The following is a 24,365-nucleotide window of genomic DNA, read 5'->3' as shown; positions in this document are numbered from 1 at the left end:
GGCAAACTTGCTTCCACATTGCCAAACACGCGAAGGGAGCAGGGAATGTCTTTCAGGAAAGCCGGATGGTTGGCCGCCTTGGCCGCAGTGACGATGTCTCTCGCCGCGATCGCGCCGGCGCAGGCGCAGCAGAAGCAGACTCTTTTGAACGTGTCGTACGACCCGACGCGCGAACTGTATCGCGCCATCGATGACGCCTTCATCAAGCAGTACAAGGAAAAGGCCAACGTCGACCTGACCATCCGTCAGTCGCACGGCGGCTCCGGCCGCCAGGCGCGCTCGGTCATCGACGGCCTGGAAGCCGACGTGGTGACGCTGGCGCTGGCCTACGACATCGATGCCATCGCCGACCGCGGCCTCTTGCCCGAGAACTGGCAGGCGCGCCTGCCGCAGAACAGCTCGCCCTACACCTCGACCATCGTGTTCCTGGTGCGCAAGGGCAATCCCAAGCACATCAAGGACTGGGACGACCTGGTCAAGGACGGCGTGCAGGTGATCACGCCCAACCCCAAGACCTCGGGCGGCGCCCGCTGGAACTATCTGGCCGCCTGGGCCTACGCGCTGGAAAAGAACGGCGGCAGCGAAGAGAAGGCGCGCGCCTATGTCGGCGAGCTGCTCAAGCACGTGCCGGTGCTCGATACCGGCGCCCGCGGCGCCACCACCACCTTCGTCGAGCGCGGCGTGGGTGACGTGCTGCTGGCCTGGGAAAACGAAGCCTTCCTGGCGCTGGAGGAACTGGGTCCGGACAAGTTCGACATCGTGGTGCCGTCGCTGTCGATCCTGGCCGAGCCGCCCGTGGCCATCGTCGACAAGATCGTCGACAAGAAGGGCACCCGTGCCGCGGCCCAGGCCTACCTGGAATTCCTCTACACCCCGGCGGCCCAGGAAATCATCGCCAAGAACTACTACCGGCCGATCGACAAGACCGTGGCCGCCAAGTACGAAAGCAAGTTCCCCAAGGTCAAGCTGGTGACCATCGACGACAAGATCTTCGGCGGCTGGCGCAAGGCGCAGAAGGACCACTTCAGCGACGGCGGCACCTTCGACCAGATCTACCAGCCGCAGAAGAAGTAAGCGGACAACCAGCGGACGACGGCCATGACTTCAGCCTCGATTCCGACGGCAAAGGGCGCGCAGGCGCCTTTTGCCGTTCGGCGCAACAGCCCGGGCGTGCTGCCCGGTTTCGGCATTTCCATGGGCTACGCGGTGCTGTACCTGAGCGTGCTCGTGTTGATTCCCCTGGCGGCGCTGCCGATCAAGAGCGCCTCGCTGGGCTGGCAGGGCTTCTGGGACGCGGTTACGGCGCCACGGGTGCTGGCCTCCTATCAGCTCACCTTCGGCGCCTCGCTGCTGGCGGCGCTGGTGAACCTGGTGTTCGGCACCATCGTGGCCTGGGTGCTGGTGCGCTACCGCTTTCCCGGCAAGAAGATCCTGGATGCGCTGGTGGATCTGCCGTTCGCGCTGCCCACCGCCGTGGCCGGCATCGCCCTGACCGCGCTGTACGCCGAAAAGGGCTGGCTGGGCGCGCCGCTGGCCAACTGGTTCGGCCTGAAGGTGGCGTTCACGCCGCTGGGCATCGTGATCGCGCTGATCTTCATCGGCGTGCCGTTCGTGGTGCGCACGGTGCAGCCGGTGCTGGAAGACATCGAGCGCGAAATCGAGGAGGCCGCCGCCAGCCTTGGCGCAGATCGCTGGCAGACCATCCGCCGCGTGCTGCTGCCGACCCTGTTGCCGGCGCTGATGACCGGCTTCGCGCTGGCGTTCGCCCGCGCCGTCGGGGAGTATGGCTCGGTGGTTTTCATCGCTGGCAACATGCCGATGGTGTCCGAGATCACGCCGCTGCTGATCATCGCCAAGCTGGAGCAGTTCGACTACGCCGGCGCCGCCGCCATCGCCACCGTGATGCTGGTGCTGTCGTTCGTGCTGCTTTTCGTCATCAATCTGCTGCAGGGCTGGCAGGCCCGTCGCGGCCTGGGGAGACAGGCATGAGCTTTGTTGACCGTCCCGCCCACCTGACCGAGCCGCGCTGGGTGCGCGGCATTCTGCTGTTCCTGGCGCTGGGCTTTCTGGCGCTGTTTCTGCTGGTGCCGCTGGCCGCGGTGTTCTACGAAGCATTCCGCAAAGGCTGGGCGCTCTACCTGGAAGCGATCGTCGAGCCGGACGCCCTGGCCGCGATCCGCCTGACCTTGCTGGTGGCGGCGATCGCCTTGCCCGTCAATCTGGTGTTCGGGGTGGCCGCCGCCTGGGCCATCACCAAGTTCCAGTTCCGCGGCAAGCAGTTCCTCATCACGCTGATCGACCTGCCGTTCTCGGTGTCGCCGGTGGTGGCCGGCCTGGTGTTCGTGCTGCTGTTCGGCACCCAGGGCTGGTTCGGCGGCTGGTTGCAGGCGCACGACCTGAAGATCGTCTACGCCGTGCCCGGCATCATCCTGGCCTCGCTGTTCGTGACCTTTCCCTTCGTCGCGCGCGAGCTGATTCCGCTGATGCAGGCGCAGGGCAGCGAGGAAGAACAGGCCGCGCTGACGCTGGGCGCGAACGGCTGGCAGATCTTCTGGCGGGTGACGCTGCCGAACATCAAGTGGGGCCTGCTGTACGGCGCCATCCTGTGCAACGCGCGCGCCATGGGGGAGTTCGGCGCGGTGTCGGTGGTGTCGGGCCAGATCCGCGGCCTGACCAACACCATGACCCTGCATGTGGAGATTCTCTACAACGAATACCAGTATTCGGCGGCGTTCGCGGTGGCCTCGCTGTTGGCGCTATTGGCGTTGGTGACGCTGGTGGCCAAGAACGTGGTCGAGTGGCGCAACGCGCGCTACCTGAAGGCGGCGGAGCTGCCGGTCGAGTATCCCGGGCCGGCGACGGCCATCAAGCCGGCCGTCGCCTGACGCGGCCGGCCAGACGGAGACAAGCATGAGTATCGAGGTTCGCAATCTATCCAAGCGCTTCGGCCAGTTCCGCGCGCTCAATGACGTATCGCTGCACATCGAGACGGGCGAACTGGTGGCGCTGCTGGGGCCTTCGGGCTGCGGCAAGACCACGCTGTTGCGCATCATCGCCGGGCTGGAATCGGCCGACACGGGCAGCGTGCTGTTCGCCGGCGAGGACGCCACCGCGGTGGACGTGCGCCAGCGCCAGGTCGGTTTCGTGTTCCAGCACTACGCGCTGTTCAAGCACATGACGGTGTTCGAGAACGTTGCCTTCGGCCTGCGCGTCAAGCATCGCTCGCAGCGGCCGCCGGAAGACCAGATCCGGCGCAAGGTGCATGACCTGCTCAACCTGGTGCAGCTCGATTGGCTGGCCGACCGCTACCCGGCGCAGCTGTCGGGCGGCCAGCGCCAGCGTATCGCCCTGGCGCGCGCGCTGGCGGTGGAGCCGCGCGTGTTGCTGCTGGACGAGCCGTTCGGCGCGCTCGACGCCAAGGTGCGCAAGGAGCTGCGCCGCTGGCTGCGCCGCCTGCACGATGAGCTGAACGTGGCCAGCGTGTTCGTCACCCACGACCAGGAAGAAGCGCTGGAAGTGGCCGACCGCGTGGTGCTGATGAACGCCGGCAGGATCGAACAGGTCGGCACCCCGCGCGAGGTCTGGGAAGGACCGGCCACGCCGTTCGTCTACGGTTTCCTGGGCGACGTCAATCAATTGCAGGGCGTGGCGAGCCGCGGCGTCTGGGAAGGCGCCGGGCTGTCGTTGCCGGCGCCTGAACTGGCGCAGGCCGAGTCGCAACGCGCCACCGCCTACGTGCGGCCGCACGAATTCGATATCGAACGCTATCACGCTGGCGGCGCCGGCATCCCGGTGCGCCTGTCGCATGCCTACCTGGCCGGCCCCAGCGCCTACCTGGAATTGGCCAGCCAGGATTCCGACGCCGTCATCGAGGCCGAGGTGCCCGAGCATCTCTATCGCGAACTGGCGCTGCGCGATGGCGACATCCTGCTGGCCCGCCCGCGCCGGGCGCGTGTCTTCGCGGTGCAAGCATGACGGCCGTCGATCTCGCCGCCGGCCTGGCGCCGGCCCTTGCGGTTCGCTGGCACGAACTGATCGCGCGGCTGACGGACGCGCGCCAGCGCTATCCCGACGCGGCGCTGGCCTCGTCGCTGGCGGCCGAGGACATGGTGCTGACGCACGCAATCTACAGCGCCGGCCTGGACCTGGAGGTCTTCACGCTGGACACCGGCCGGCTGCACGCGGAAACGCTGGGCGTGCTGGACGCGGTGCGCGAACGCTACGGACGCGAGATCACCGTGTATCGACCCGAGGCCGGCGCGGTCGAGCGCCATGTGGCCGAGCACGGCGCCTACGCCTTCTACGAGAGCGTCGAGCTGCGCAAGGCCTGTTGCCAGATCCGCAAGGTCGAGCCGCTCAAGCGCGCGCTGGCTGGACGCGGCGCCTGGATCACCGGGCAGCGGCGCGCGCAATCGACCACGCGCGGTGAACTGCACCTGGAAGAGGGCGACGCCACCTTCGGCCTCTACAAGTTCAACCCGCTGGCCGAATGGAGCGAAGAGGATGTCTGGGGCGTGATCCGCGGCCTGGGCATTCCCTACAACCCGCTGCACGACCAGGGCTATCCGTCCATCGGCTGTGAGCCCTGTACCCGCGCCATCCGCCCGGGCGAAGACCTGCGGGCCGGGCGCTGGTGGTGGGAGTCGTCGGACTCCAAGGAATGCGGCCTGCACGCAGGCAACCGGGTCATTGGCATCGTCGCGGAAAACACGCGCGCCTGACGCCCATCACGTATCAAGAATTCGTTTTAGGGGAATACCTATGTCCGCAGTGATTCAACGCAGCCACCTGGACTGGCTGGAATCGGAAGCCATTTTCATCATGCGCGAGGTGGCGGCCGAGAGCGAGAAGCCCGTGCTGCTGTTCTCGGGCGGCAAGGATTCGGTGGTGCTGCTGCGCCTGGCCGAAAAGGCGTTCCGGCCGGGGCGCTTTCCGTTCCCGCTGATGCACATCGACACCGGCCACAACTTCGACGAGGTCATCGCCTTCCGCGATGCTCGCGCGGCCGAGTTGGGCGAGACCCTGATCGTGCGCAGCGTGGAAGACTCGATCAAGCGCGGCAGCGTGGTGCTGCGGCGCGAGACCGATTCGCGCAACGCGGCGCAGGCCGTGACGCTGCTAGAGGCGATCGACGAGTTCGGCTTCGACGCCTGCATCGGCGGCGCCCGCCGCGACGAGGAAAAGGCGCGCGCCAAGGAGCGCATCTTCTCGTTCCGCGACGAGTTCGGCCAGTGGGACCCCAAGGCCCAGCGCCCGGAACTGTGGAACCTGTTCAACACCAAGGTGCACCGCGGCGAGAACATGCGGGTGTTCCCGATCTCCAACTGGACCGAGCTGGACGTCTGGCAGTACATCCAGCGCGAACGGCTGGCGCTGCCGTCGATCTACTTCAGCCACGAGCGCGAGGTGGTGCGGCGCAAGGGCCTGCTGGTGCCGGTCACGCGCCTTACGCCGCCGCAGGACGGCGACACGGTCGAGCGCCTGTCGGTGCGTTTCCGCACCGTGGGCGATATCTCCTGCACCTGCCCGGTGGCGTCGGATGCCGCCGATACCGCCGCCATCATCGCCGAGACGGCGGTGACCGATATCACCGAGCGCGGCGCCACGCGCATGGACGACCAGACTTCCGAGGCCTCGATGGAGCGCCGCAAGAAGGAAGGCTATTTCTGATCGCACGAATGGCCGGCGCCACGCTGGCCGACAGGGGACGCATATGAACGCAGTAAACGACTCTTTTCTTTCGGGCGCCGGCACGGGCGTGCTGCGCCTGATCACCGCGGGTTCGGTGGACGACGGCAAGTCGACGCTGATCGGCCGCCTGCTGTATGACAGCAAGGGCGTGTTCGCCGACCAGCTCGACGCCATCTCGCGCGCCAAGTACAAGCGCGTGGCCGAGGGCGGCATCGACTTCTCCCTGCTCACGGATGGCCTGGAGGCCGAGCGCGAGCAGGGCATCACCATCGACGTGGCCTATCGCTATTTCTCGACCCCGGCGCGCAAGTTCATCATCGCCGACGCGCCCGGCCACGAGCAGTACACCCGCAACATGGTGACCGGCGCATCGACCGCCGACGTGGCCGTGATCCTGATCGACGCCACCCGCGCCGCCGATGGCAAGCTGCTGCCGCAGACCAAGCGCCACAGCACCATCGCCCGCCTGCTGGGCATCCGCCACATCGTGGTGGCCGTCAACAAGATGGACCTGGTGGATTGGGACCCGGCCGTGTTCGAGCGTATCCGCGCCGCCTATGCCGACCTGGCGGGCAAGCTCGGCATCGCTCACTTCGACGCGCTGCCGTTGTCGGCGCTGAACGGCGACAACGTGGTGACGCGGTCGGACAAGACGCCTTGGTACTCGGGGCAACCGCTGCTGACGTTGCTGGAGTCGCTGGATCTGAGCGGCGACGGCGGCGCGGGTCCGCTGCGCTTTCCGGTGCAGTGGGTGGCGCGCCACGATGGCAATCGCAAGGACGATTTCCGCGGCTATGCCGGCCGCATCGCCAGCGGCGTGCTGCGTCCCGGCGACGAGATCGCGGTGCAGCCGTCGGGCGTGACCGCGCGCGTGCAGGAAGTGCGGTTGTTCGATCGGGCACTCGATGAAGCGGTGGCGGGCGACTCGGTCACGCTGGTGCTGGACCGCGACGTCGATGTCTCGCGCGGCGACGTGATCGTGCACGCGGCGGCGCCGGCGCAGGTCGCGCGCGAATTCGAGGCGGAGCTGTGCTGGCTCGATGCGCAGGCGCTCAACCCCGCGCGCAAGTATCTGCTCAAGCATGGCACGCGACTGACGTCGGCGAAGATCCGCACGGTGCTCTCGCATCGCGACATCCACGAACTGCAGGAAGTGGAGAACACCGAAGGCACGCTGCGCATGAACGACATCGGTCGCGTTGCATTCACCACGCGCGAGTCGTTGGCGGTCGATCGATACGCCGATGTGCCCGCCACCGGCGCCTTCATCCTGATCGACGAAGCCACGCATCAGACCGCGGCGGCAGGCATGCTTCGGTAAACCGCAAGTCGGGGCGGGAAGGGCCCGCCCCGCACCGGTTTTTGGGTGTTGTTTTTATTCCAAACCCAATGCCGGCGCGGATTTCCGGGCGATATCGCAACATGAAATCGAATTGTCCGGACGCCGTCTTCGTCTTGCGGTAAAGTGGGGCTGTCTTACGAAAAGGCTTTTGGTGCTTGTCAAAACCACTGTGTTTTTGTACAGTTGTTTTCATGGCACGCACCGATCATTCTTTTCCCGCCGGTTCTGGGTCCCCGGCTGCCGCCCCCGCCGCCTTGCGCGGTCGGGGTGCGGTTACTAATGTTCGGCATCGCTTCCAGAAAGACGATCGCGTGCAGGTCGACGATGGCTGGTCCGCTTCGGGCCTCCCGGCCGATTTCGTTGATGCCGTCCCCAATACTTCCGTCATCCCCATCCTGCCCGACATCCGCCGGGCGCCCGCAGCCCCCAAGACCACCGTCACCGCCGAAGAAGCCCGCAAGATCCTGTCGCGCAACGATTCGCCCGACATCCCCTTCGACGTGGCCGTCAATCCCTACCGTGGCTGCGAGCATGGCTGCGTCTATTGCTACGCCCGTCCCACCCATTCCTACCTGGGCTACTCCCCCGGCCTCGATTTCGAGACGCGGCTGGTGGCCAAGGCCAACGCCGTAGAGGCGCTGCGGGCGGAAATCAGCCGTCCCGGCTACAAGCCGTCGCCCATCAACATCGGATCGGCCACCGACGCCTACCAGCCTATCGAGCGCGACTGGCGCCTGACGCGCGGCATGCTCGAGCTGATGCTCGAGACCCGCCACCCCCTCACCATCGTCACCAAGAACGCCCTGGTGGCGCGCGACCTCGACCTCCTGGCGGCGTTGGCCGAACAGAACCTCGTGGTCGTCTACATGAGCATCACCACGCTGGACGCCGACATGGCCCGCACGCTCGAGCCGCGCGCCGCGGCGCCGTGGCGCCGCCTGGAGGCCGTGCGCAGCCTGACCGCCGCCGGCGTGCCGGTCGGCGTGCTGGTGGCGCCCGTGATCCCGTTCATCAACGATGACGCCATGGAACACATCCTGCAGGAGTCCAAGGCGGCCGGTGCGCACTACGCCAGCTACACCGTCATCCGCCTGCCCTGGGAAGTCAAAACGCTGTTCGAGGACTGGCTCAACGCCCATTTCCCCGACCGTGCGCAGCGCGTGCTCCACCGTATCGAAGACCTGCGCAACGGCCGCCGCAACGATCCCAACTTCGGTTCGCGCATGCGGGGCACCGGCATCTGGGCCGACCTGCTGCGCCAGCGCTTCGCCGTGGCCACCCGCAAGCTTGGCCTGAACCGCCACCGGCTTGCCCTCGACTGCGACCGTTTCCTGGCCCCGGCGCCCGCCGGTGGTTCGGCCGCCTTGTTCCCGCCAGCCGCTGCCGGCGCTCCCGTTTTCCCATCCCCGGCTGACGCGAAAGCGTCTTCAGGGGTCCCTTTTGCCAGTGCCTTGCCGGTTGCCGGCGCCTACGGGCGCGGCGCGCGCCAGTTGCGCGCGATGGTCGCCGGGCAGTTGTCGTTGTTCGATTGACCCACGGCCCAGCCTTGGGTCGCCGCCGCGGCGTGTCGCCGCGGTTCTTGATCGCGTTATTAGGAGTTCCTCATGAACACCGCTCAGCTTTCCGTCCTGCCGGATGATCTCGCCGTTGTTTCCCTGACGCCGCTGCGCCGTGCGGCGCAACGCGCCCGCGCCATCTATGCGCGCTTCGCGGGGCTGGCCATGCCCGGGTCGGCCACGCCGGCGAGCAGCCATGCGAGGGGCGCCGTATCCATCGATCTTGCGGTGCCCGCCGCTGACGGTGTGGCGACGCCCGCGGAAGTCGAGCCGCGCAAGCGGGCGGGCACGCTGCCCGGCCGGTGGCCGTTTCCGCCGGCGGCGGTCGACGCCCTGCCGGTCGGCAACGTCGTCCAGGCGCCCCGCGAGCGCAGCCTGGGCAACGCCACGGTCGAACCGGTGTCGGATCAGGTCAGCGTGAAAAGCATGGTCGTGGACGTGGTGCTGGTGCTGGCGTGGGGCGCGATGATTCCCGCCCTCATGTGGTTGGGCGTGGCCGGCGGCTTTTGAGAGCAGGCCGGCGCCGGAGTCCGAAACCGGCAGGATGGCTGCACGGAAGGTGGCGCCGGTTCCAGCACCGGGCCGGGGCTTTTCAGGTCGAGCCCAGCAGCACGACGCCCGCCAGGATCGACAGGCAGCCCGCAAGACGGCCGGGGCCGACTTTCTCGCGCAGCAGGAACATGCCTGCCAGCGTGCCCAGCATCATCGACATTTCCCGCGCCGGCGCCACCAGGCTCAGCGGCGCGCCATTGCGCAGCGCATACAGCACCAGGATGTAGCCCAGTGGCGACAGCAGTCCCACCGCCAGGGCCAGATGCCAGTGGCCGCGCATCAGTTCCCACGCCTGCGCGCGGCGCTTTACCATGTGCGGGGTCATCATCGCGGTGCGGGTGACACAGGTGAACCAGTCGAACAGCACCGGGCTGATCAGCAGCACCTTGACGCCATAGGCATCCACCACGGTGTAGGCGGCGATGAACAGGCCGATCACCATGCCCCAGCGCACGCCCACCCAGGCCTGCGCGTTGCGGAAGATCGCCAGCCGTCCCTGGGTGGCGATCAGCAGCACCCCGATCACCACGCAGAGCATGCCGGCAATGCCGGTGGCGGTGGCCGGTTCGCGCAGCAGCAGGAAGGCGCCAGTCGTGGAGAGCAGGGGGCCGGTGCCCCGGGCGATCGGGTACACCACAGACAGGTCGGCCACCTGATAGCCGCGCTGCAGGCACAGGCTGTAGCCCAGATGCAACAGGCTGGATGTCAGGATCGCCCCCACCACGGGCCAGGTCCAGGTCATGCCGTCGTGCAGCAGCACCCAGATCACCCACGGCGCATACAGTACCGAAGCGCACAGGCCGTAGGCGAACACGAACGGAGCGCCCACCATGGCCGCGCGCTTGGCAAGCAGATTCCACGTTGCGTGGGCCATCGCCGCCAGGACGACCAATAACAGGGACGAGTACGACATGAGGGGAACAGCGTCTTATGACGTGTTTGTTACAGAAACCGCTAGGGTACCGCAAACCTGCGGGCAGGGCGCCATGTTACCTGAGGCATCCGCCAATTTTTGGTGTAGAATCATTGGTTTGCCAAATCTCATCCTCTGCTTGCGGTACATGGCCTGGCCTTTTTGGCAGGCGTGAACAACATCGAACGGCAAAGCGCTTTAGTCCGCAAAGGCATGATGATCTAGGAGTTCTCAATGAACCTTATCGCTATCCTGGAACAGGAAGAGATTGCCCGCCTGACCGGCGGCCAAGCCAAGCCTGAATTTGCTCCCGGTGACACCGTCATCGTGAGCGTGAACGTCGTTGAAGGCACCCGCAAGCGCGTGCAGGCTTTCGAAGGCGTCGTGATCGCCAAGCGCAACCGCGGCCTGAACTCCGCGTTCACCGTGCGCAAGATTTCGTCGGGTGAAGCCGTGGAACGTACGTTCCAGCTCTACTCGCCGCAAATCGCCGGCATCGAAGTCAAGCGCCGCGGCGACGTGCGCCGCGCCAAGCTGTACTACCTGCGCAACCGCTCGGGCAAGTCGGCGCGTATCAAGGAAAAGCTGGTCAGCAAGCAAGCCTCGGCGGCTTGATCGCTTATCGGCACACGGCCCCACCAGTGTCGGACGCACACGCCATCCAGCGTTTTCGTTCGGCACGGGTTTCCGGGTTAAAAAGGCACCTGCGAGGGTGCCTTTTTCTTTTTTGAAAAGCCGTATGTCTGATTCCTCGTCTTCCGCTCGGCCGCGACGGCCATTGGCGCGCCCCGGATTTGATCCGGCGTCGCAACCCTGGGTCGTCGCCAACGATTCCCTGCCGGCGGTGCCGTCCGGCCTGCTCACGCCCGACCAGCTGCGCGGCACGCTCAGCCAGCCTTCCACCTGGACGCTTGAGCTCTCGCGCGACAACGATCTGCGCTATCCCGGCCGCGAAGGCGCGCCGGTGCCGGCGGCCGTGCTGATTCCGCTGGTGACCCGTGATGACGGCGTGCACATCATGCTGACTCAGCGCGCGGCGCATTTGCATGATCACGCCGGCCAGATCAGCTTTCCGGGTGGCCGCATCGAGACCAGCGACGCCACCCCGATCGCCGCGGCGTTGCGCGAGGCACAGGAGGAAACCGGGCTGCCGGCCAACCACGTCGAGGTGTTGGGCAGCATGCCGCCGTACCTGACGGCCACCGGTTTCTCGATCATTCCCGTGGTGTCGCTGGTGACCCCGGGCTTCCAGTTGGCGCCGGACGCGTTCGAAGTGGCCGAGGTGTTCGAGGTGCCGCTGTCTTTCCTGATGGACCCGGCCAATCACCGCCTGTACGAGGCGCGGCTCGAGGATGGTCGGGTGCGCCACTATTACGGCATGCCCTATGGCCGCCACTTCATCTGGGGCGCCACCGCCGGCATGCTGCGCAACCTCTATCACCTGCTGCGCAACGGCTTGCAGCCGCGTTGACAAGGCGGGCGCGCGATTGCTGCGCCCCTCGTGCGCCGCCTCGCGGGTCGCTCAATACCGCTGTTGTCCCGCCAGGTTCTCGTCCAGGATGCGCAGATATAGCGCGTAGCGGGCCGGATCGATCGCGCCCGCGTCCAGCGCCGCGACCACGCCGCAGCCCGGCTCATGGCGATGGGTGCAGTTGTAGAAGCGGCAGGATTCGATCGGCTGGGTGAACTCCGGAAAGCCGCGGATGATGTCCTCGCGGCTCAGGTGTTGCAGGCCGAAGGCCTGGAACCCCGGCGAGTCGATCAGGTCGCCGCCCGGTGCGGGCAGGTGATAGAGGCGGGTGCTGGTGGTGGTGTGCTTGCCCATGTCCAGCGCGGTCGAGTGCTCGCGGGTGGGCGCGGCGGCGTCCGGCACCAGCGCGTTCAGCAGCGTCGACTTGCCCATGCCGCTCTGTCCCAGCAGCAGGTTGGTGCGGCCGGCCAGGCGCGGCGCCAGCAGCGTGTGGACCTTTTCGGGTTCGAGCGCGCTCAGTTCGATGATGTCCACGCCGAGCGCGGCGATTGGCGCCAGGCGGGCGCGGGCCGCGGGCAGGGCGTCGACGATGTCGGTCTTGTTCAGGATGATCAACGGCGCGATGCCGGCGCTCCAGGCGCCGGCCAGCGCGCGGCCGGTGAGATCGTCGGAGAAGGTCGGCTGCACCGCCACCACGATCAGCAACTGGTCGACGTTGGAGGCGAACTGCTTGGACCGCATTTCGTCGGAGCGGTACAGCAGATTGCGCCGCGGCAGGATCGCATCGATGGCGCCCTCGTCCAGACCCTGGGGCGTGATGCGGACGCGGTCGCCGACTGTCGCGCCGGCTTTCTTGCCGCGGGGGAAGCACTTGCGCAGGCTGCCATCGGCCAGCTCGACGGTGTAGTGACGGCCATGCGCCGCGATGATGCGGCCTTCGTTGGCGGCGTCGCCGCGCCCGCCCGCCTGGGGCGCGTCCTGGAAGGCGGTCTTGTTCCGGTCGTTCATGCTCATGCCGCGGGCGCCGTCAGGTGGCGGATGCGCACGGCGGCGGGGGGGTGGCTGTCGTAGAAGGCGGAGTGCACGGGATCGGGCGTCAGGGTGGCGGCGTTGTCGTCGTAGAGTTTGACCAGGGCGGAGACAAGGCGATCGGGCGAGCTCTGCTCGGCCGCGTAGCGGTCGGCCTCGAACTCGTCGCGGCGCGAATACCAGCTGGCCAGCGGCGTGAAGACGAAGGTGAAAACGGGGATGGCCAGGAAGAACAGCAGCAGCGCCATGGCGTCGTTGCGGCCGCCCAGTTGGGGCAGTACCCCCAGGCCGACGTAGAACCAGGGTTGCTGGGCGACCCAGCCCAGGATGGCGAAAAAGCCCAGCGCGGCAGCGAAGCTGAAGACGATGCGCTTGATGATGTGGCGCTTGGCGAAATGGCCCAGTTCGTGGGCCAGCACGGCCTCGATCTCGTCGGCGTTCAGGCGCGCCAGCAGCGTGTCGAAGAACACGATGCGGCGCGAGCGGCCGAAGCCGGTGAAATAGGCGTTGCCGTGGGCGGAACGGCGCGAGCCGTCCATCACGAACAGGCCGTTGAGCGCAAAGCCGCAGCGCTGCGCCAGGCGCTGGATACGGCCGGCCAGCTCCGGATCGGACAGTGGGGTGAATTTGTTGAACAGCGGCGCGATGAACATCGGATAGATGATGAGCAGCGCCAGGTTGAACACCGTCCACAGCGCCCAGGCCCAGATCCACCAGTACTGCCCCGCGCTGCCCATCAGCCACAGCACCGCGGCCGCCAGCGGCAGCCCCAGCACCGCCGCCACCAGCAGCCCCTTGGCCGCGTCGGAGATGAACAGCTCGGGCGTCATGCGGTTGAAACCGAAGCGGGCTTCCAGCTTGAATTGCCGCCACAGCGTGAAGGGCAGCCCCAGCAGGCCCAGCAGCAGCGCCACGGCCACCAGCAGCAACATCTGGCGCAGGAAGTCGTTGCTGGTAAGCTGGCCTACCCACAGGTCGATGACCTGCAGGCCGCCCATCAGCGTCAGGCAGATCAGCAGGATGGCATCATAGGTGCGTTCGAACATGCCCAGCCTGACCCTGGCGACCGTGTAATCGGCGGCGCGCTGATGGCTCGCCAGGCCGATCCGGTGGGAGAATTCCGGCGGCACCTGGTCGCGATGGCGCGCCACGTGGCGGATCTGGCGACTGGCCAGCCACATGCGCACGGCAATATCGGTCAGCAGGAAGGCAACGAACAGCAATGTGAACATGGGCGATGCGGCCGGCTCAAATGGGTATGTGCGAAAATCGCGGGTTTGAAAATCGCGTCTTTTATAGGCAAATTATATGGCTGTGAACGAAAACCGCCTGGTCTGGCTCGACATGGAAATGACCGGCCTGGACCCTGAAAAAGAACGCATCATCGAGGTCGCCGTGGTGGTGACCGAGGCCGACCTGACCGTGGTCGCCGAAGGCCCCGTGCTGGTTGTGCACCAGTCCGACAGCCTGCTCGACGCCATGGACAACTGGAACAAATCCACTCATGGCAAGAGCGGCCTGATCGACAAGGTCCGCGCATCGACGATTTCCGAGGCGCAGGCAGAGGATACGCTGTTGGCGTTTCTTGCGCAGCACGTGCCGGCCGGCAAGTCGCCGCTGTGCGGCAACACCATCAGCCAGGACCGCCGATTCATGTTTGCTTACATGCCGCGCCTGGAACAGTTCTTCCACTACCGCAACCTGGATGTCAGCACGCTCAAGGAACTGGCGCGCCGCTGGGCGCCAGCCGTGTACAAGGGTTTCGAGAAGAAGAGCCGTCACGAGGCGTTGGCCGACATCTATGAATCGATCGACGAACTGAAGTATTACCGCGAACACTTCCTGAAGGTGTAAACCGCCCCGACGTGGCGGCCTCGCCCGCCAATCGCCATGCCAAGCTCCCATCCCGTCGCCCGGATCCGGGCCGCCGAGCGCCAGGCATTGGCCGAGGGCCGGCGCCTGATGCCGCTGGCGGGCGCCGCCGCGGCCCGCTTCGTGGCCGCGCGCGTGCCGCCCGGCGCCTCGGTGCTGGCGCTGGCCGGGCCCGGCAACAATGGCGGCGATGCCCTGGTGGCGGCGACGGACCTGCGGCACATGGGGTTTGAGGTGCGGGTCGTGATGCCCAAGGGCGCGCAGGGCCTGCCCGCCGACGCCGCCCGCGCCTACGCGGGCTGGATCGCCGCAGGCGGTTCGACCGAAATCGCCCTCGACTCGCAGCGGGCGCCGGATCTGGTCATCGATGGGCTGTTTGGTATCGGCCTGAACCGTCCCCTGGGGGCTGATTGGCAGGCGCTGGTCGATCAGGTCAATGGCTGGGGAGTGCCGATCCTGGCGCTTGACGTGCCCAGCGGCCTGGATGCCGACACCGGGGCGAGGCTGGGGCGCCCGATCCTTGCTCGTTGGACACTATCTTTCATCGCCCGGGCCAGGGGCCTCATCCAGCCCGGCGCGGCGCTTGCCGTTGGCGAATCCCATGTTGACGCGTTGGGCGTGGCGATACCGCAAGCCGGCGACGGCGGCTGAGCCGCTGTCTTACGCCGGACGTCCGCCGAAGCGCGTGGCGATGTCGGCGGCCAGTGGCGCGTAGCGTTCGTTGTCGCGGCCGGCCAGGGCGCCCAGGTGGGCTTCCGAGGCGTCGAACACCTGCCAGTAGATGCGGCCGCAGAGTTCGCGCGCCGCGTGGCCGGGCCAGTTATCCGGCAGCATCGGGCCGGGTAGCTGCGGATCGTGCAACACGATCCGGCGCCAATTGTGCAGCAGCATGACCCGCGCGATGAACGCGTCGGAAGGCGTTGGCGGCGTTTCCAGCAGTTTTTCCAGTGGCCCGAAATTCCGGCTGAACTGCCGGTATTGCTCGGCCACGTCTTCCAGGTTCCAGCATTGCGACGCGAGGCTCGCGATCGGCAGGCCGCCGGCGCCCGCCAGATCGCGCGCCGACAGCACCAGCGCCTTGTCCGGAATGCCCAGCTTTTCGAGGATGTCGTGCGCCGCGCGCGCCTCGGTGTGCGGATGGGCGAACAGCCCGGGCGCGACCATGCCGAATCCTTCCCACACCAGCTCGCGACGCAGTTCCGCGCGCTCGGCCAGGCCATTGCCAGTGCGCGGTAGCGCCACCAGCGTCCATTCTCCGCTCCACTCCCGCGGCGCGCCTTCGTAAATGCGCTGCGACGCATGCGCCGTGTGGCGCAGGCCCTGCTCGGAGATCAGATACAGGCTGCGGCGGCCATGCCGTTCGGATTGCAGCCAGTTCTGCGCGACCAGCCGGAACACGCTGGTGCGCAGCAGGCGCTCGTTGATGCCCAGGGGCGCCAGCAATTCGATCAGGTCGCCGAGCCAGATGGCGCCGCCATGGGGCGCCAGGGCGTCCCCCAGCAAGCTGACACAAAGCGATTTGGCGCGCGGCGGATCACTCTTGATGAGGCGTGACAGGTAACGGTCCAGGGGCGACTGAGGGTTTGCCATAAGGGGGGCCGCAAGGGGCCGATATCGGGATCCTCAATATGATACATAAATCCAATGTGATACAGATTTGAGTTTGACAATGGATTTTTTGTATTAAATAATCCGCCTATGACATGACGGCCCTGCGCGGCGTTTGCTTTGCGCTATCGCAAACCGTCTCAAGGAGACAAAACATGTACGCTCAACTCGTCGAAACCGGCGTCAAGCAGGTCAAGACCGCGGACCAGCTCGAAGGCCGTGAACAGACGTTCCAGCGCCGCATCGACGAAGGCGTGCGGATCGAGGCCAAGGACTGGATGCCCGAGGCCTACCGCAAGACCCTGGTGCGCCAGATCTCGCAGCACGCCCACTCCGAAATCGTGGGCATGCTGCCCGAAGGCAACTGGATCACGCGCGCCCCGTCGCTCAAGCGCAAGGCCATCCTGCTGGCCAAGGTGCAGGACGAAGCCGGCCACGGCCTCTACCTGTACAGCGCCGCCGAGACCCTGGGCGTGTCGCGCGACGACCTGATCGACGACCTGCATGCCGGCCGCGCCAAGTACTCCAGCATCTTCAATTACCCCACGCTCAGTTGGGCCGATATCGGCATGATCGGCTGGCTGGTCGACGGCTCGGCCATCATCAACCAGATCCCGCTGTGCCGTTGCTCCTACGGTCCCTACGCCCGCGCCATGGTGCGCGTCTGTAAGGAGGAGTCCTTCCACCAGCGCCAGGGCTACGACCTGCTGATGCAGATGTGCCTGCACGGCACGCCCGAACAGAAGGCCATGGTGCAGGACTCGCTGAACCGCTGGTGGTGGCCGGCGCTGATGATGTTCGGCCCCTCCGACGCCGACTCCCCCAACAGCGCCCAGTCGATGGCCTGGAAGATCAAGCTGTTCTCCAACGACGAACTGCGCCAGAAGATGGTCGACCAGACCGTGCCGCAGGCCGAATACCTGGGCCTGACCATTCCCGATCCCGAACTGAAGTGGAACGCCGAGCGCGGCCACTACGACTTCGGCGAAATCGACTGGGCCGAGTTCTACGCCGTGCTCAAGGGCAATGGCCCTTGCAACCGCGAGCGCCTGGCGGCGCGCGTCAAGGCGCACGAAGACGGCGCCTGGGTGCGCGAGGCGCTGGTCGCCTACGCCGACAAGCAGGCCGAGCGCAAGGCGGCCTGAGCCTTGGCCGGGCGGCGCCCGGCCTTCCAACTCCTTACCCATCCAATACCCGGGGCGCCACGCGCGCCCGGAATCCGAGGATATCCATCATGAGCAAAGACTGGCCTCTGTGGGAAGTGTTCATCCGCAGCCAGCACGGCCTGGCGCACAAGCACGTCGGCAGCCTGCACGCGCCCGACGCCGAAATGGCGATCAACCACGCCCGCGACGTCTACACCCGCCGCAACGAAGGCCTGAGCATCTGGGTGGTGCGGGCTTCCGACATTTCCGCCAGCAGCCCGGGCGACAAGGATCCCTTGTTCGAGCCGGCCAACAGCAAGGTCTACCGGCATCCCACGTTCTTTCCGATGCCTGAAGAAATCAAGCACATGTAAGGCGGCGGGGGAGACATGGACAAGACTTTCTTCGAATACCTGCTGCGCCTGGGCGACACCACGCTGATCCTGTCGCAACGCCTGGGCGCCTGGACCGGCCACGGCCCGATCCTGGAAGAGGACCTGGCGCTGACCAACACCGCGCTCGACCTGCTGGGCCAGGCCCGCATGTGGCTGACGCTGGCCGGCGAGGTGGAAGGCGCCGGCCGCGACGAGGACGCGCTGGCCTATCTGCGCGATGCCCATCAGTTCCACAATGCGCTGCTGGTCGAACGGCCCAACGGCAACTATGCCGACACCATGGCGCGCCAGTTCCTGTTCGACGTCTGGCACTACTTCCTCTTGCAGCGCCTGGCGCAATCGTCGGACGAGCGCGTGGCCGGCATCGCCGCCAAGTCGCTCAAGGAAGTGACCTACCACGTGCGCCGTTCGTCGGACATGGTGGTGCGCCTGGGCGATGGCACCGAGACCAGCCACGCCAGGATGCAGGCGGCGATCGACGACGCCTGGCGCTTCACCGGCGAGCTGTTCACCGACGACGCGATCGACCAGGACATGGCGGCGCGCGGCATCGGCTGTGAGCTGGCCGCGCTGCGCGCGCCGTGGGAACAGCATGTGCGCGAAGTGCTCGAGGAAGCCACGCTGACCGTGCCGGACTCCGCGGCCGCAAACCATCCGGCCCACCGTGGCGGCCGCCAGGGCCGGCACACCGAGGAACTGGGCTACGTGCTGGCGGAAATGCAGTACCTGCCGCGCGCCTATCCGGGAGCCAAGTGGTGAACGCCGTCGCGCCCGCGTCCATCGAGCAGGTCTACGCCTGGCTGCAGGAGGTCCCCGATCCGGAGATCCCCGTGCTGTCGGTGGTGGACCTGGGCGTGGTGCGGGACGTCGCGTTCGAGGGCGACGCCTGCGTCGTCGTCATCACGCCGACCTACTCCGGCTGCCCCGCGATGCGCGAGATCACCGAAGACATCCGCCAGGTGCTGGCGCGCCACGGCATCGGCGAGGTGCGCGTCGAGACGCGCCTGTCGCCCGCCTGGACCACCGACTGGATGAGCGAGAAGGGCCGCGCCGCGCTCAAGGACTATGGCATCGCCGCGCCCGCGCAACAGGCCATCGACATCTCGGGCATCAGCCGGCGCAATGCCGGGCCCGCCATCGAGTGCCCGCGCTGCGGTTCGCGCGACACGCGCCTGGTCAGCAATTTCGGATCGACCTCGTGCAAGGCGCTGTACCGCTGCGTAAGCTGCCGCGAGCCGTTCGATTACTTCAAGACTCACTGAGAGTGGTTTCGAGAATGAGCCTGAACCAATTTCACCCCCTGAAAGTGGCCTCGGTGGCGCGCAACACGCGCGACGCGGTGGTCGTGACATTCGACCTGCCCGACACGCTGGCCGATGAATTCGCCTTCCTGCCGGGCCAATATTTGACGCTGCGCACGCAGCTCAACGGCGAGGAACTGCGCCGCTCCTATTCGATCTGTTCGGCGCCGCGCGACAAGCTGCTGCGCGTGGCGATCAAGAAGGTCGACGAGGGCGTCTTCTCCAGCTGGGCCAACCACGAGCTGCAACCGGGCCAGACGCTGGAAGTGATGGCGCCGGCCGGCAACTTCACCGTCGACTTTGCGCCGGAAAACCAGCGCCACTACGTGGCATTCGCGGTGGGCAGCGGCATCACGCCGGTGTTCTCGCTGGTCAAGACCGCGCTGTCGACCGAGCCGAACAGCAAGTTCACGCTGTTCTTCGGCAACCGCGCCTCGTCGGCCGTGCTGTTCCGCGAAGAGATCGAGGACCTGAAGAACCTGTACATGGACCGCTTCTCGCTGGTCTACGTCATGAGCCGCGAAACCCAGGACATCGAGCTGTTCAACGGCCGCCTGGACGGCGACAAGGTCGACCAGCTGATGTCGGCCTGGATGAGTCCCGAGGATATCGACTACGCTTTTGTCTGCGGTCCGCAGACCATGACCGAGAGCGTGGTCGAGCGGCTGCAGGCCCGCGGCATCCCGAAGGCGAACATCAAGTTCGAACTGTTCGGCGCCCCGAAGGGGCCGCGCGCGTTGCGCACGGGGCAGGACGCCCGCCAGGCGCCCGGCAAGGGTCAGTGCGAGGTGACCGTGGTGCAGGACGGCCACAGCCGCAAGTTCGTGATCGACAAGAACAAAGACAGCGTGCTGGATTCGGCGCTGGCGCAGGGCATCGAGCTGCCGTATTCGTGCAAGGGCGGAGTGTGTTCCACCTGCCGCTGCAAGGTGGTCGAGGGCGAAGTGGACATGGACGCCAATTTCGCCCTGGAAGACTACGAAGTGGCTCGAGGCTTTATCCTGAGCTGCCAGAGCTTTCCGGTCAGCGACCGCCTGGTGATCGACTTCGACCAGGAAACCTGACCCGGCGCGCGCCAGTCAGACCCCCATTCCATTTGGAGAGACGCAGTGTCCCAGAAATTCTTCGAACGCCATCAGCCCCTGCTGGAACAAGCCCTGGCCGCCGCCGCGCTGCGCGGCTACTGGAGCCCGTTCGCCGAGTCGCCCAGCCCCCGCAACTATGGCGAGACCGCCAATGACGACGGCCGCGCCGCCTTCGAGGCGCTGCGCGGCAAGCCGTTCCCGCTGAACCTGCATGACGCCGACGGCACCGTCGGCGGCGAAAAGTCGCCCTACGGCTTCGACCTGGGCATCACCTATCCGCACGTGCCCGCCGCCAAGCTGGTGGCCGCATCCAAGCGCGCGCTGCAGGACTGGCGCCGCGCCGGCCCGCAGGCGTGGGTGGGCGTGTCGCTGGAAATCCTGGCGCGCCTGAACAAGCTGAGCTTCGAGATGGCCTACGCCGTGCAGCACACCACCGGCCAGGGCTTCATGATGGCCTTCCAGGCCGGCGGCCCGCACGCGCAGGACCGCGGCTTCGAGGCCGTGGCCTACGCCTGGCAGGAAATGTCGCGCATCCCCGGCGTCGCCATCTGGGAAAAGCCGCAGGGCAAGAACGATCCCATCCGCATGGAAAAGCACTTCACCGTGGTGCCGCGCGGCGTGGCGCTGGTAATCGGCTGCTCGACCTTCCCGACCTGGAACGGCTACCCCGGCCTGTTCGCCAGCCTGGCCACGGGCAACACCGTCATCGTCAAGCCGCACCCGGGCGCGATCCTGCCGCTGGCGCTGACCGTCAAGGTGGCGCGCGAAGTGCTGCAGGAAGCCGGCTTCGATCCGGATGTGGTGCTGCTGGCCGCGCACACCGCCGAGGAAGACACCGCGCGCCAGCTGGCGCTGGATCCCGCGGTCAAGATCATCGACTTCACCGGCAGCACCGCCAACGGCGACTGGCTGGAAAACAATGCCCGCCAGGCGCTGGTCTACACCGAGAAGGCCGGCGTCAACCAGGTCATCATCGATTCGGCCGCCGACCTGAAGGGCGTGGCGCGCAACCTGGCGTTCTCGCTGGCGTTGTATTCGGGCCAGATGTGCACGGCGCCGCAGAACATCTACGTGCCGCGCGACGGCATCCGGACGCCGGAAGGCCGTGTCAGCTTCGATGAGGTGGCCGCCGCCCTGGGCGCCGCGGTCGACAAGCTCGGCGCCGACGCCGCCAAGGCCGTCGAACTGACCGGCGCGATCCAGAACGAAGGCATCGTCGAACGCATCGAGAAGGCCCGCGCGCTGGGCCTGCCGGTGGTGGCCGACAGCAAGACGCTGACGCATCCGCAGTTCGAGAATGCCCGCGTGCGCACGCCGCTGCTGCTGCGCGCCGAGGCCGGCAATCCCGCCATCAGCCAGGAATGGTTCGGCCCGATCGCCTTCGTGGTCGCCACCGATTCCACCGCGCACAGCATCCAGATCGCGCGCGACAGCGTGATCGAGCACGGCGCGCTGTCGCTGTCGGCCTACACCACCAGCAACGAGGTGGCCGAGCAGGTGCAGGAAGCGGCGGAAGAGTCCGGCGTGTCGCTGTCGCTGAACCTGACCGGCGCGGTGTTCGTCAACCAGACCGCGGCATTCAGCGACTTCCACGGCACCGGCGCCAATCCGGCGGCCAATGCGGCGCTGTCCGACTCGGCCTACGTGTCCAACCGCTTCCGCGTGGTGCAGACGCGCCGCCATATTTGAACGGTGGAACGGGACATGACCTATCAAGACATCCAATTCGAACTGGCCGACGGCATCGCCCGCCTGACGCTGAACCGTCCGGACAAGCTCAACAGCTTCACCGCCAACATGCACGCTGAAGTGGCGGATGCGCTGACCCGCGTCGAGACCGAGGGCGCGCGCGTGCTGGTGCTTACCGGCGCCGGCCGCGGCTTCTGCGCCGGCCAGGACCTGAGCGAGCGCAAACCCGCGCCCGACGGCACGCCGCCCGACCTGGGCGAGACCGTCGACAAGTTCTACGCGCCGCTGGTGCGGCGCCTGAACGCGCTGCCGATGCCGGTGGTGGTCGGGGTCAATGGCGTGGCGGCGGGGGCGGGCGCCAACCTGGCCTTCGCCGGCGACATCGTCATCGCCAAGGAATCGGCCAACTTCATCCAGTCGTTCTGCAAGCTAGGCCTGATCCCAGACACGGGTGGCACCTTCGTGCTGCCGCGCCTGGTCGGCCGTGCCCGCGCCATGGGGCTGGCGATGCTGGGCGACAAGCTCAGCGCGCGCCAGGCCGAGGCCTGGGGCCTGATCTGGCAATGCGTGGCCGACGACGCGTTCGACACGACCCTGGAAAACCTGGCGCAACATTTCTCGCGCGCGCCGACCAAGGGCCTGGCCTTCACCAAGCGCGCCTTGCAGGCCAGCCTGGGCAATGACCTGGCGACCCAGTTGGACCTGGAGCGCGACATGATGCGCGAACTGGGCCGCAGCGCCGACTACGCCGAAGGCGTGGCCGCGTTCCTGGGCAAGCGTGAACCGCAGTTCAAGGGGCAATGATGAGCAGCACGCACGTTCCGCCCGTGGAGGCGCCGACCGATCCGCAGGAACTGGCGCAGGCCGTGGGCACGGTGATGTATGCCGGCGACGCGGCCTCGCAAGGCCTGGACATGAAGGTCGAGGAAATGGCGCCCGGCTATGCGCGCCTGACCATGCGGGTCCGTCCCGACATGCTCAACGGCCACAAGACCTGCCATGGCGGCTTCATCTTCGCGCTGGCCGACAGCGCCTTCGCCTTTTCCTGCAATTCGCGCAACGTCAGCACCGTGGCGTCGGGCTGCACCATCGATTACCTGGCCCCCGGCTTCGAGGGCGACCTGCTGACCGCGGTGGCGCAGGAGCGCTCGCTGGCCGGGCGCACCGGGGTGTACGACGTGACGGTCACCAACCAGGATGGCCGCAATGTCGCCCTGTTCCGTGGCCGATCCTATCGCATCAAGGGGCAGATCGTCGGCACGCCGGCCGAGGCTTGAACGCGTCAACCAACCAGAGACAAGACCACCGGCCGAGGCGGGCGCGCGGCGCGCCCCCCGGATCGGAGGATGCATTCCAGGAGAGAGATAACCATGTCCAACACCATGAGCAAGCCGGGGCTGGACCCCATCGAGCATGCCAGCCAGGATGAGCTGCGCGCGCTGCAGCTCGAGCGCCTGAAGTGGTCGCTCAAGCACGCCTACGAGAACGTGCCGCACTACAAGAAGGCGTTCGACGAGATCGGCGTGCATCCGGACGACCTGAAGCAGTTGTCCGACATTTCGAAGTTCCCGTTTACCACCAAGAAGGAACTGCGCGAGAACTATCCGTTCGGCATGTTCGCGGTGCCGCGCGAGCGCATTTCGCGCATCCACGCCTCCAGCGGCACGACCGGCAAGCCGACCGTGGTGGGCTACACCCAGCGCGACCTGGACAACTGGGCCAACCTGGTGGCGCGCTCGATCCGCGCGGCCGGCGGCAAGCCCGGCGACACGGTGCACGTGGCCTACGGCTACGGCCTGTTCACCGGCGGCCTGGGCGCGCATTACGGCGCCGAACGCCTGGGTTGCACCGTCATCCCGATGTCGGGCGGGCAGACTGAAAAGCAGGTGCAACTGATCAACGATTTCCGTCCGGACATCATCATGGTCACGCCCTCCTATTTCTGCAATATTCTGGAGGAGCAGCGCCGCCAGGGGATTGATCCGCGTCAAAGTTCGCTGCGCATCGGCATCTTCGGCGCCGAGCCCTGGACCGGGCAGATGCGCGCCGATATCGAGGCCGAGGCCGGCATCGACGCGGTCGACATCTACGGCCTGTCCGAAGTGATGGGCCCGGGCGTGGCCAGCGAGTGCGTCGAGACCAAGGACGGCCCGGTGGTGTGGGAAGACCACTTCTACGCCGAGATCATCAATCCGGATACGGGTGAGCCCGTGGCGGACGGCGAGCCGGGCGAACTGGTGTTCACCTCGCTCACCAAGGAAGCGATGCCCATCATCCGCTACCGCACCCGCGACCTGACCCGCCTGTTGCCGCCCACCGCGCGCAGCATGCGCCGCATCGGCAAGATCACCGGCCGCAGCGACGACATGCTGATCGTGCGCGGCGTGAACATGTTCCCGACCCAGGTCGAGGAACTGGTGCTCAAGATCGCGCAACTGGCGCCGCATTATCAGTTGGTGCTGTCGCGCACCGGCAACATGGACGAGCTCGAGATCCTGACGGAAGTCCGCGCCGAGTTCTCGACCCTGTCGGACGCCGAGCGCGCCGCGCTGGGCAAGCAACTGCAGCATGCGGTCAAGACGCACATCGGCGTCAGCGCCCGCATCCAGGTGTCGGACGCCGGCCACGTCGAGCGCACGCTGACCGGCAAGGCCCGCCGTGTGATCGACAAGCGTCCCAAGGGCTGAGCGCGCTGCGGGTCCCGCCGCCGGCAACG

The 24,365-nt window shown here is 66.9% G+C and carries 26 protein-coding genes; 22 read left to right on the top strand and 4 right to left on the bottom strand.

Annotated features, from left to right (window positions below; translation table 11 throughout):
* Positions 1 to 45 precede the first annotated feature (45 nt).
* The 9 genes from HV783_RS05895 to HV783_RS05855 all read left to right on the top strand — a co-directional run bounded on the left by HV783_RS05895 (position 46) and on the right by HV783_RS05855 (position 9,099).
* Positions 46 to 1,074: a sulfate ABC transporter substrate-binding protein gene (locus HV783_RS05895; RefSeq protein ID WP_049072363.1), complete on the top strand. Its 1,029-nt coding sequence runs from the start codon at positions 46 to 48 to the stop codon at positions 1,072 to 1,074.
* 24 nt (positions 1,075 to 1,098) lie between these two features.
* Entirely contained in the window at positions 1,099 to 1,989 is an 891-nt protein-coding gene (cysT, locus tag HV783_RS05890) for a sulfate ABC transporter permease subunit CysT (RefSeq protein WP_064526926.1), read from the top strand.
* Positions 1,986 to 2,885 carry a sulfate ABC transporter permease subunit CysW gene (gene cysW, locus HV783_RS05885; protein ID WP_049072367.1) on the top strand — a complete coding sequence of 300 codons (900 nt, stop codon included), beginning with the start codon at positions 1,986 to 1,988 and terminating at the stop codon, positions 2,883 to 2,885. Before cysT ends, cysW begins: the two co-directional genes overlap by 4 nt.
* Before the next feature lie 25 nt (positions 2,886 to 2,910).
* Complete coding sequence (locus HV783_RS05880; protein WP_049072368.1) at positions 2,911 to 3,975, top strand: sulfate/molybdate ABC transporter ATP-binding protein; 1,065 nt, start codon at positions 2,911 to 2,913, stop codon at positions 3,973 to 3,975.
* On the top strand, positions 3,972 to 4,721 hold the full coding sequence (locus HV783_RS05875) for a phosphoadenylyl-sulfate reductase (RefSeq protein ID WP_116792310.1): 750 nt from the start codon (positions 3,972 to 3,974) through the stop codon (positions 4,719 to 4,721). Before HV783_RS05880 ends, HV783_RS05875 begins: the two co-directional genes overlap by 4 nt.
* 40 nt (positions 4,722 to 4,761) lie before the next feature.
* A complete protein-coding gene (cysD, locus tag HV783_RS05870; RefSeq protein WP_144655011.1) occupies positions 4,762 to 5,670 on the top strand; it encodes a sulfate adenylyltransferase subunit CysD in 909 nt (302 codons plus the stop codon).
* A gap of 43 nt (positions 5,671 to 5,713) precedes the next feature.
* Complete coding sequence (locus HV783_RS05865; protein ID WP_175188804.1) at positions 5,714 to 7,012, top strand: sulfate adenylyltransferase subunit 1; 1,299 nt, start codon at positions 5,714 to 5,716, stop codon at positions 7,010 to 7,012.
* 212 nt (positions 7,013 to 7,224) lie between these two features.
* Positions 7,225 to 8,565, top strand: coding sequence for a PA0069 family radical SAM protein (locus HV783_RS05860; protein WP_175188803.1), 1,341 nt, complete (start codon positions 7,225 to 7,227; stop codon positions 8,563 to 8,565).
* Between the two features lie 72 nt (positions 8,566 to 8,637).
* Positions 8,638 to 9,099 (top strand): hypothetical protein, encoded by a 462-nt coding sequence (locus tag HV783_RS05855; protein ID WP_054501437.1) that lies wholly within the window; start codon positions 8,638 to 8,640, stop codon positions 9,097 to 9,099.
* Positions 9,100 to 9,181: 82 nt separating this feature from the next.
* Here HV783_RS05855 and HV783_RS05850 read toward each other — a convergent pair whose 3' ends face one another.
* Positions 9,182 to 10,054, bottom strand: a complete 873-nt coding sequence (locus HV783_RS05850; RefSeq protein ID WP_054501436.1) for an EamA family transporter — start codon at positions 10,052 to 10,054, stop codon at positions 9,182 to 9,184.
* A gap of 234 nt (positions 10,055 to 10,288) precedes the next feature.
* Here HV783_RS05850 and rplS point away from each other — a divergent pair, with 234 nt between their 5' ends.
* Both rplS and HV783_RS05840 read left to right on the top strand, forming a co-directional pair.
* Positions 10,289 to 10,669 carry a 50S ribosomal protein L19 gene (rplS, locus tag HV783_RS05845; RefSeq protein ID WP_006218237.1) on the top strand — a complete coding sequence of 127 codons (381 nt, stop codon included), beginning with the start codon at positions 10,289 to 10,291 and terminating at the stop codon, positions 10,667 to 10,669.
* 124 nt (positions 10,670 to 10,793) lie between these two features.
* The gene (locus HV783_RS05840) at positions 10,794 to 11,525 is read left to right on the top strand and encodes a CoA pyrophosphatase (protein WP_054501435.1); all 732 of its coding nucleotides are present in this window, start codon (positions 10,794 to 10,796) and stop codon (positions 11,523 to 11,525) included.
* 51 nt (positions 11,526 to 11,576) lie between these two features.
* Here the strand turns inward: HV783_RS05840 and rsgA are convergent, their stop codons facing one another.
* Together rsgA and HV783_RS05830 are read right to left on the bottom strand one after the other, a co-directional pair.
* Positions 11,577 to 12,539 carry a ribosome small subunit-dependent GTPase A gene (gene rsgA, locus HV783_RS05835; protein ID WP_081273567.1) on the bottom strand — a complete coding sequence of 321 codons (963 nt, stop codon included), beginning with the start codon at positions 12,537 to 12,539 and terminating at the stop codon, positions 11,577 to 11,579.
* Positions 12,536 to 13,786, bottom strand: coding sequence for a M48 family metallopeptidase (locus tag HV783_RS05830; protein ID WP_175188802.1), 1,251 nt, complete (start codon positions 13,784 to 13,786; stop codon positions 12,536 to 12,538). Before HV783_RS05830 ends, rsgA begins: the two co-directional genes overlap by 4 nt.
* Positions 13,787 to 13,862: 76 nt before the next feature.
* Here HV783_RS05830 and orn point away from each other — a divergent pair, with 76 nt between their 5' ends.
* Together orn and HV783_RS05820 are read left to right on the top strand one after the other, a co-directional pair.
* Positions 13,863 to 14,408, top strand: a complete 546-nt coding sequence (gene orn, locus HV783_RS05825) for an oligoribonuclease (RefSeq protein ID WP_026382789.1) — start codon at positions 13,863 to 13,865, stop codon at positions 14,406 to 14,408.
* Positions 14,409 to 14,444: 36 nt separating this feature from the next.
* Complete coding sequence (locus HV783_RS05820) at positions 14,445 to 15,077, top strand: NAD(P)H-hydrate epimerase (RefSeq protein WP_175188801.1); 633 nt, start codon at positions 14,445 to 14,447, stop codon at positions 15,075 to 15,077.
* A 9-nt stretch (positions 15,078 to 15,086) separates the two neighbouring features.
* Here HV783_RS05820 and paaX read toward each other — a convergent pair whose 3' ends face one another.
* Positions 15,087 to 16,016 carry a phenylacetic acid degradation operon negative regulatory protein PaaX gene (paaX, locus tag HV783_RS05815; protein WP_054501432.1) on the bottom strand — a complete coding sequence of 310 codons (930 nt, stop codon included), beginning with the start codon at positions 16,014 to 16,016 and terminating at the stop codon, positions 15,087 to 15,089.
* A 173-nt stretch (positions 16,017 to 16,189) separates the two neighbouring features.
* Between paaX and paaA the strand changes: the two genes are divergently transcribed.
* The 9 genes from paaA to paaK all read left to right on the top strand — a co-directional run bounded on the left by paaA (position 16,190) and on the right by paaK (position 24,336).
* Positions 16,190 to 17,179, top strand: a complete 990-nt coding sequence (gene paaA / locus HV783_RS05810; protein WP_049072388.1) for a 1,2-phenylacetyl-CoA epoxidase subunit PaaA — start codon at positions 16,190 to 16,192, stop codon at positions 17,177 to 17,179.
* A gap of 89 nt (positions 17,180 to 17,268) precedes the next feature.
* On the top strand, positions 17,269 to 17,553 hold the full coding sequence (gene paaB / locus HV783_RS05805) for a 1,2-phenylacetyl-CoA epoxidase subunit PaaB (RefSeq protein ID WP_006388300.1): 285 nt from the start codon (positions 17,269 to 17,271) through the stop codon (positions 17,551 to 17,553).
* Positions 17,554 to 17,568: 15 nt separating this feature from the next.
* A complete protein-coding gene (gene paaC, locus HV783_RS05800; RefSeq protein WP_020924565.1) occupies positions 17,569 to 18,333 on the top strand; it encodes a 1,2-phenylacetyl-CoA epoxidase subunit PaaC in 765 nt (254 codons plus the stop codon).
* Entirely contained in the window at positions 18,330 to 18,836 is a 507-nt protein-coding gene (paaD, locus tag HV783_RS05795; protein WP_144655014.1) for a 1,2-phenylacetyl-CoA epoxidase subunit PaaD, read from the top strand. Before paaC ends, paaD begins: the two co-directional genes overlap by 4 nt.
* 14 nt (positions 18,837 to 18,850) lie before the next feature.
* A complete protein-coding gene (gene paaE / locus HV783_RS05790; RefSeq protein WP_175188800.1) occupies positions 18,851 to 19,939 on the top strand; it encodes a 1,2-phenylacetyl-CoA epoxidase subunit PaaE in 1,089 nt (362 codons plus the stop codon).
* 45 nt (positions 19,940 to 19,984) lie between these two features.
* Positions 19,985 to 21,649, top strand: a complete 1,665-nt coding sequence (gene paaN, locus HV783_RS05785; protein WP_054501430.1) for a phenylacetic acid degradation protein PaaN — start codon at positions 19,985 to 19,987, stop codon at positions 21,647 to 21,649.
* A 15-nt stretch (positions 21,650 to 21,664) separates the two neighbouring features.
* Positions 21,665 to 22,453, top strand: a complete 789-nt coding sequence (gene paaG / locus HV783_RS05780; protein WP_054484665.1) for a 2-(1,2-epoxy-1,2-dihydrophenyl)acetyl-CoA isomerase PaaG — start codon at positions 21,665 to 21,667, stop codon at positions 22,451 to 22,453.
* Positions 22,453 to 22,926: a hydroxyphenylacetyl-CoA thioesterase PaaI gene (gene paaI, locus HV783_RS05775; RefSeq protein WP_049072392.1), complete on the top strand. Its 474-nt coding sequence runs from the start codon at positions 22,453 to 22,455 to the stop codon at positions 22,924 to 22,926. Before paaG ends, paaI begins: the two co-directional genes overlap by 1 nt.
* A gap of 93 nt (positions 22,927 to 23,019) precedes the next feature.
* Positions 23,020 to 24,336, top strand: a complete 1,317-nt coding sequence (gene paaK, locus HV783_RS05770) for a phenylacetate--CoA ligase PaaK (protein WP_049072393.1) — start codon at positions 23,020 to 23,022, stop codon at positions 24,334 to 24,336.
* The last annotated feature ends 29 nt before the right edge of the window (positions 24,337 to 24,365 follow it).

This window comes from Achromobacter dolens, assembly GCF_902859745.1.
Classification (GTDB): Bacteria; Pseudomonadota; Gammaproteobacteria; order Burkholderiales; family Burkholderiaceae_B; genus Achromobacter; species Achromobacter dolens.
The sequence above is the reverse complement of the archived record's forward strand: the minus strand, read 5'-3'. Positions and strand labels throughout refer to the sequence as shown.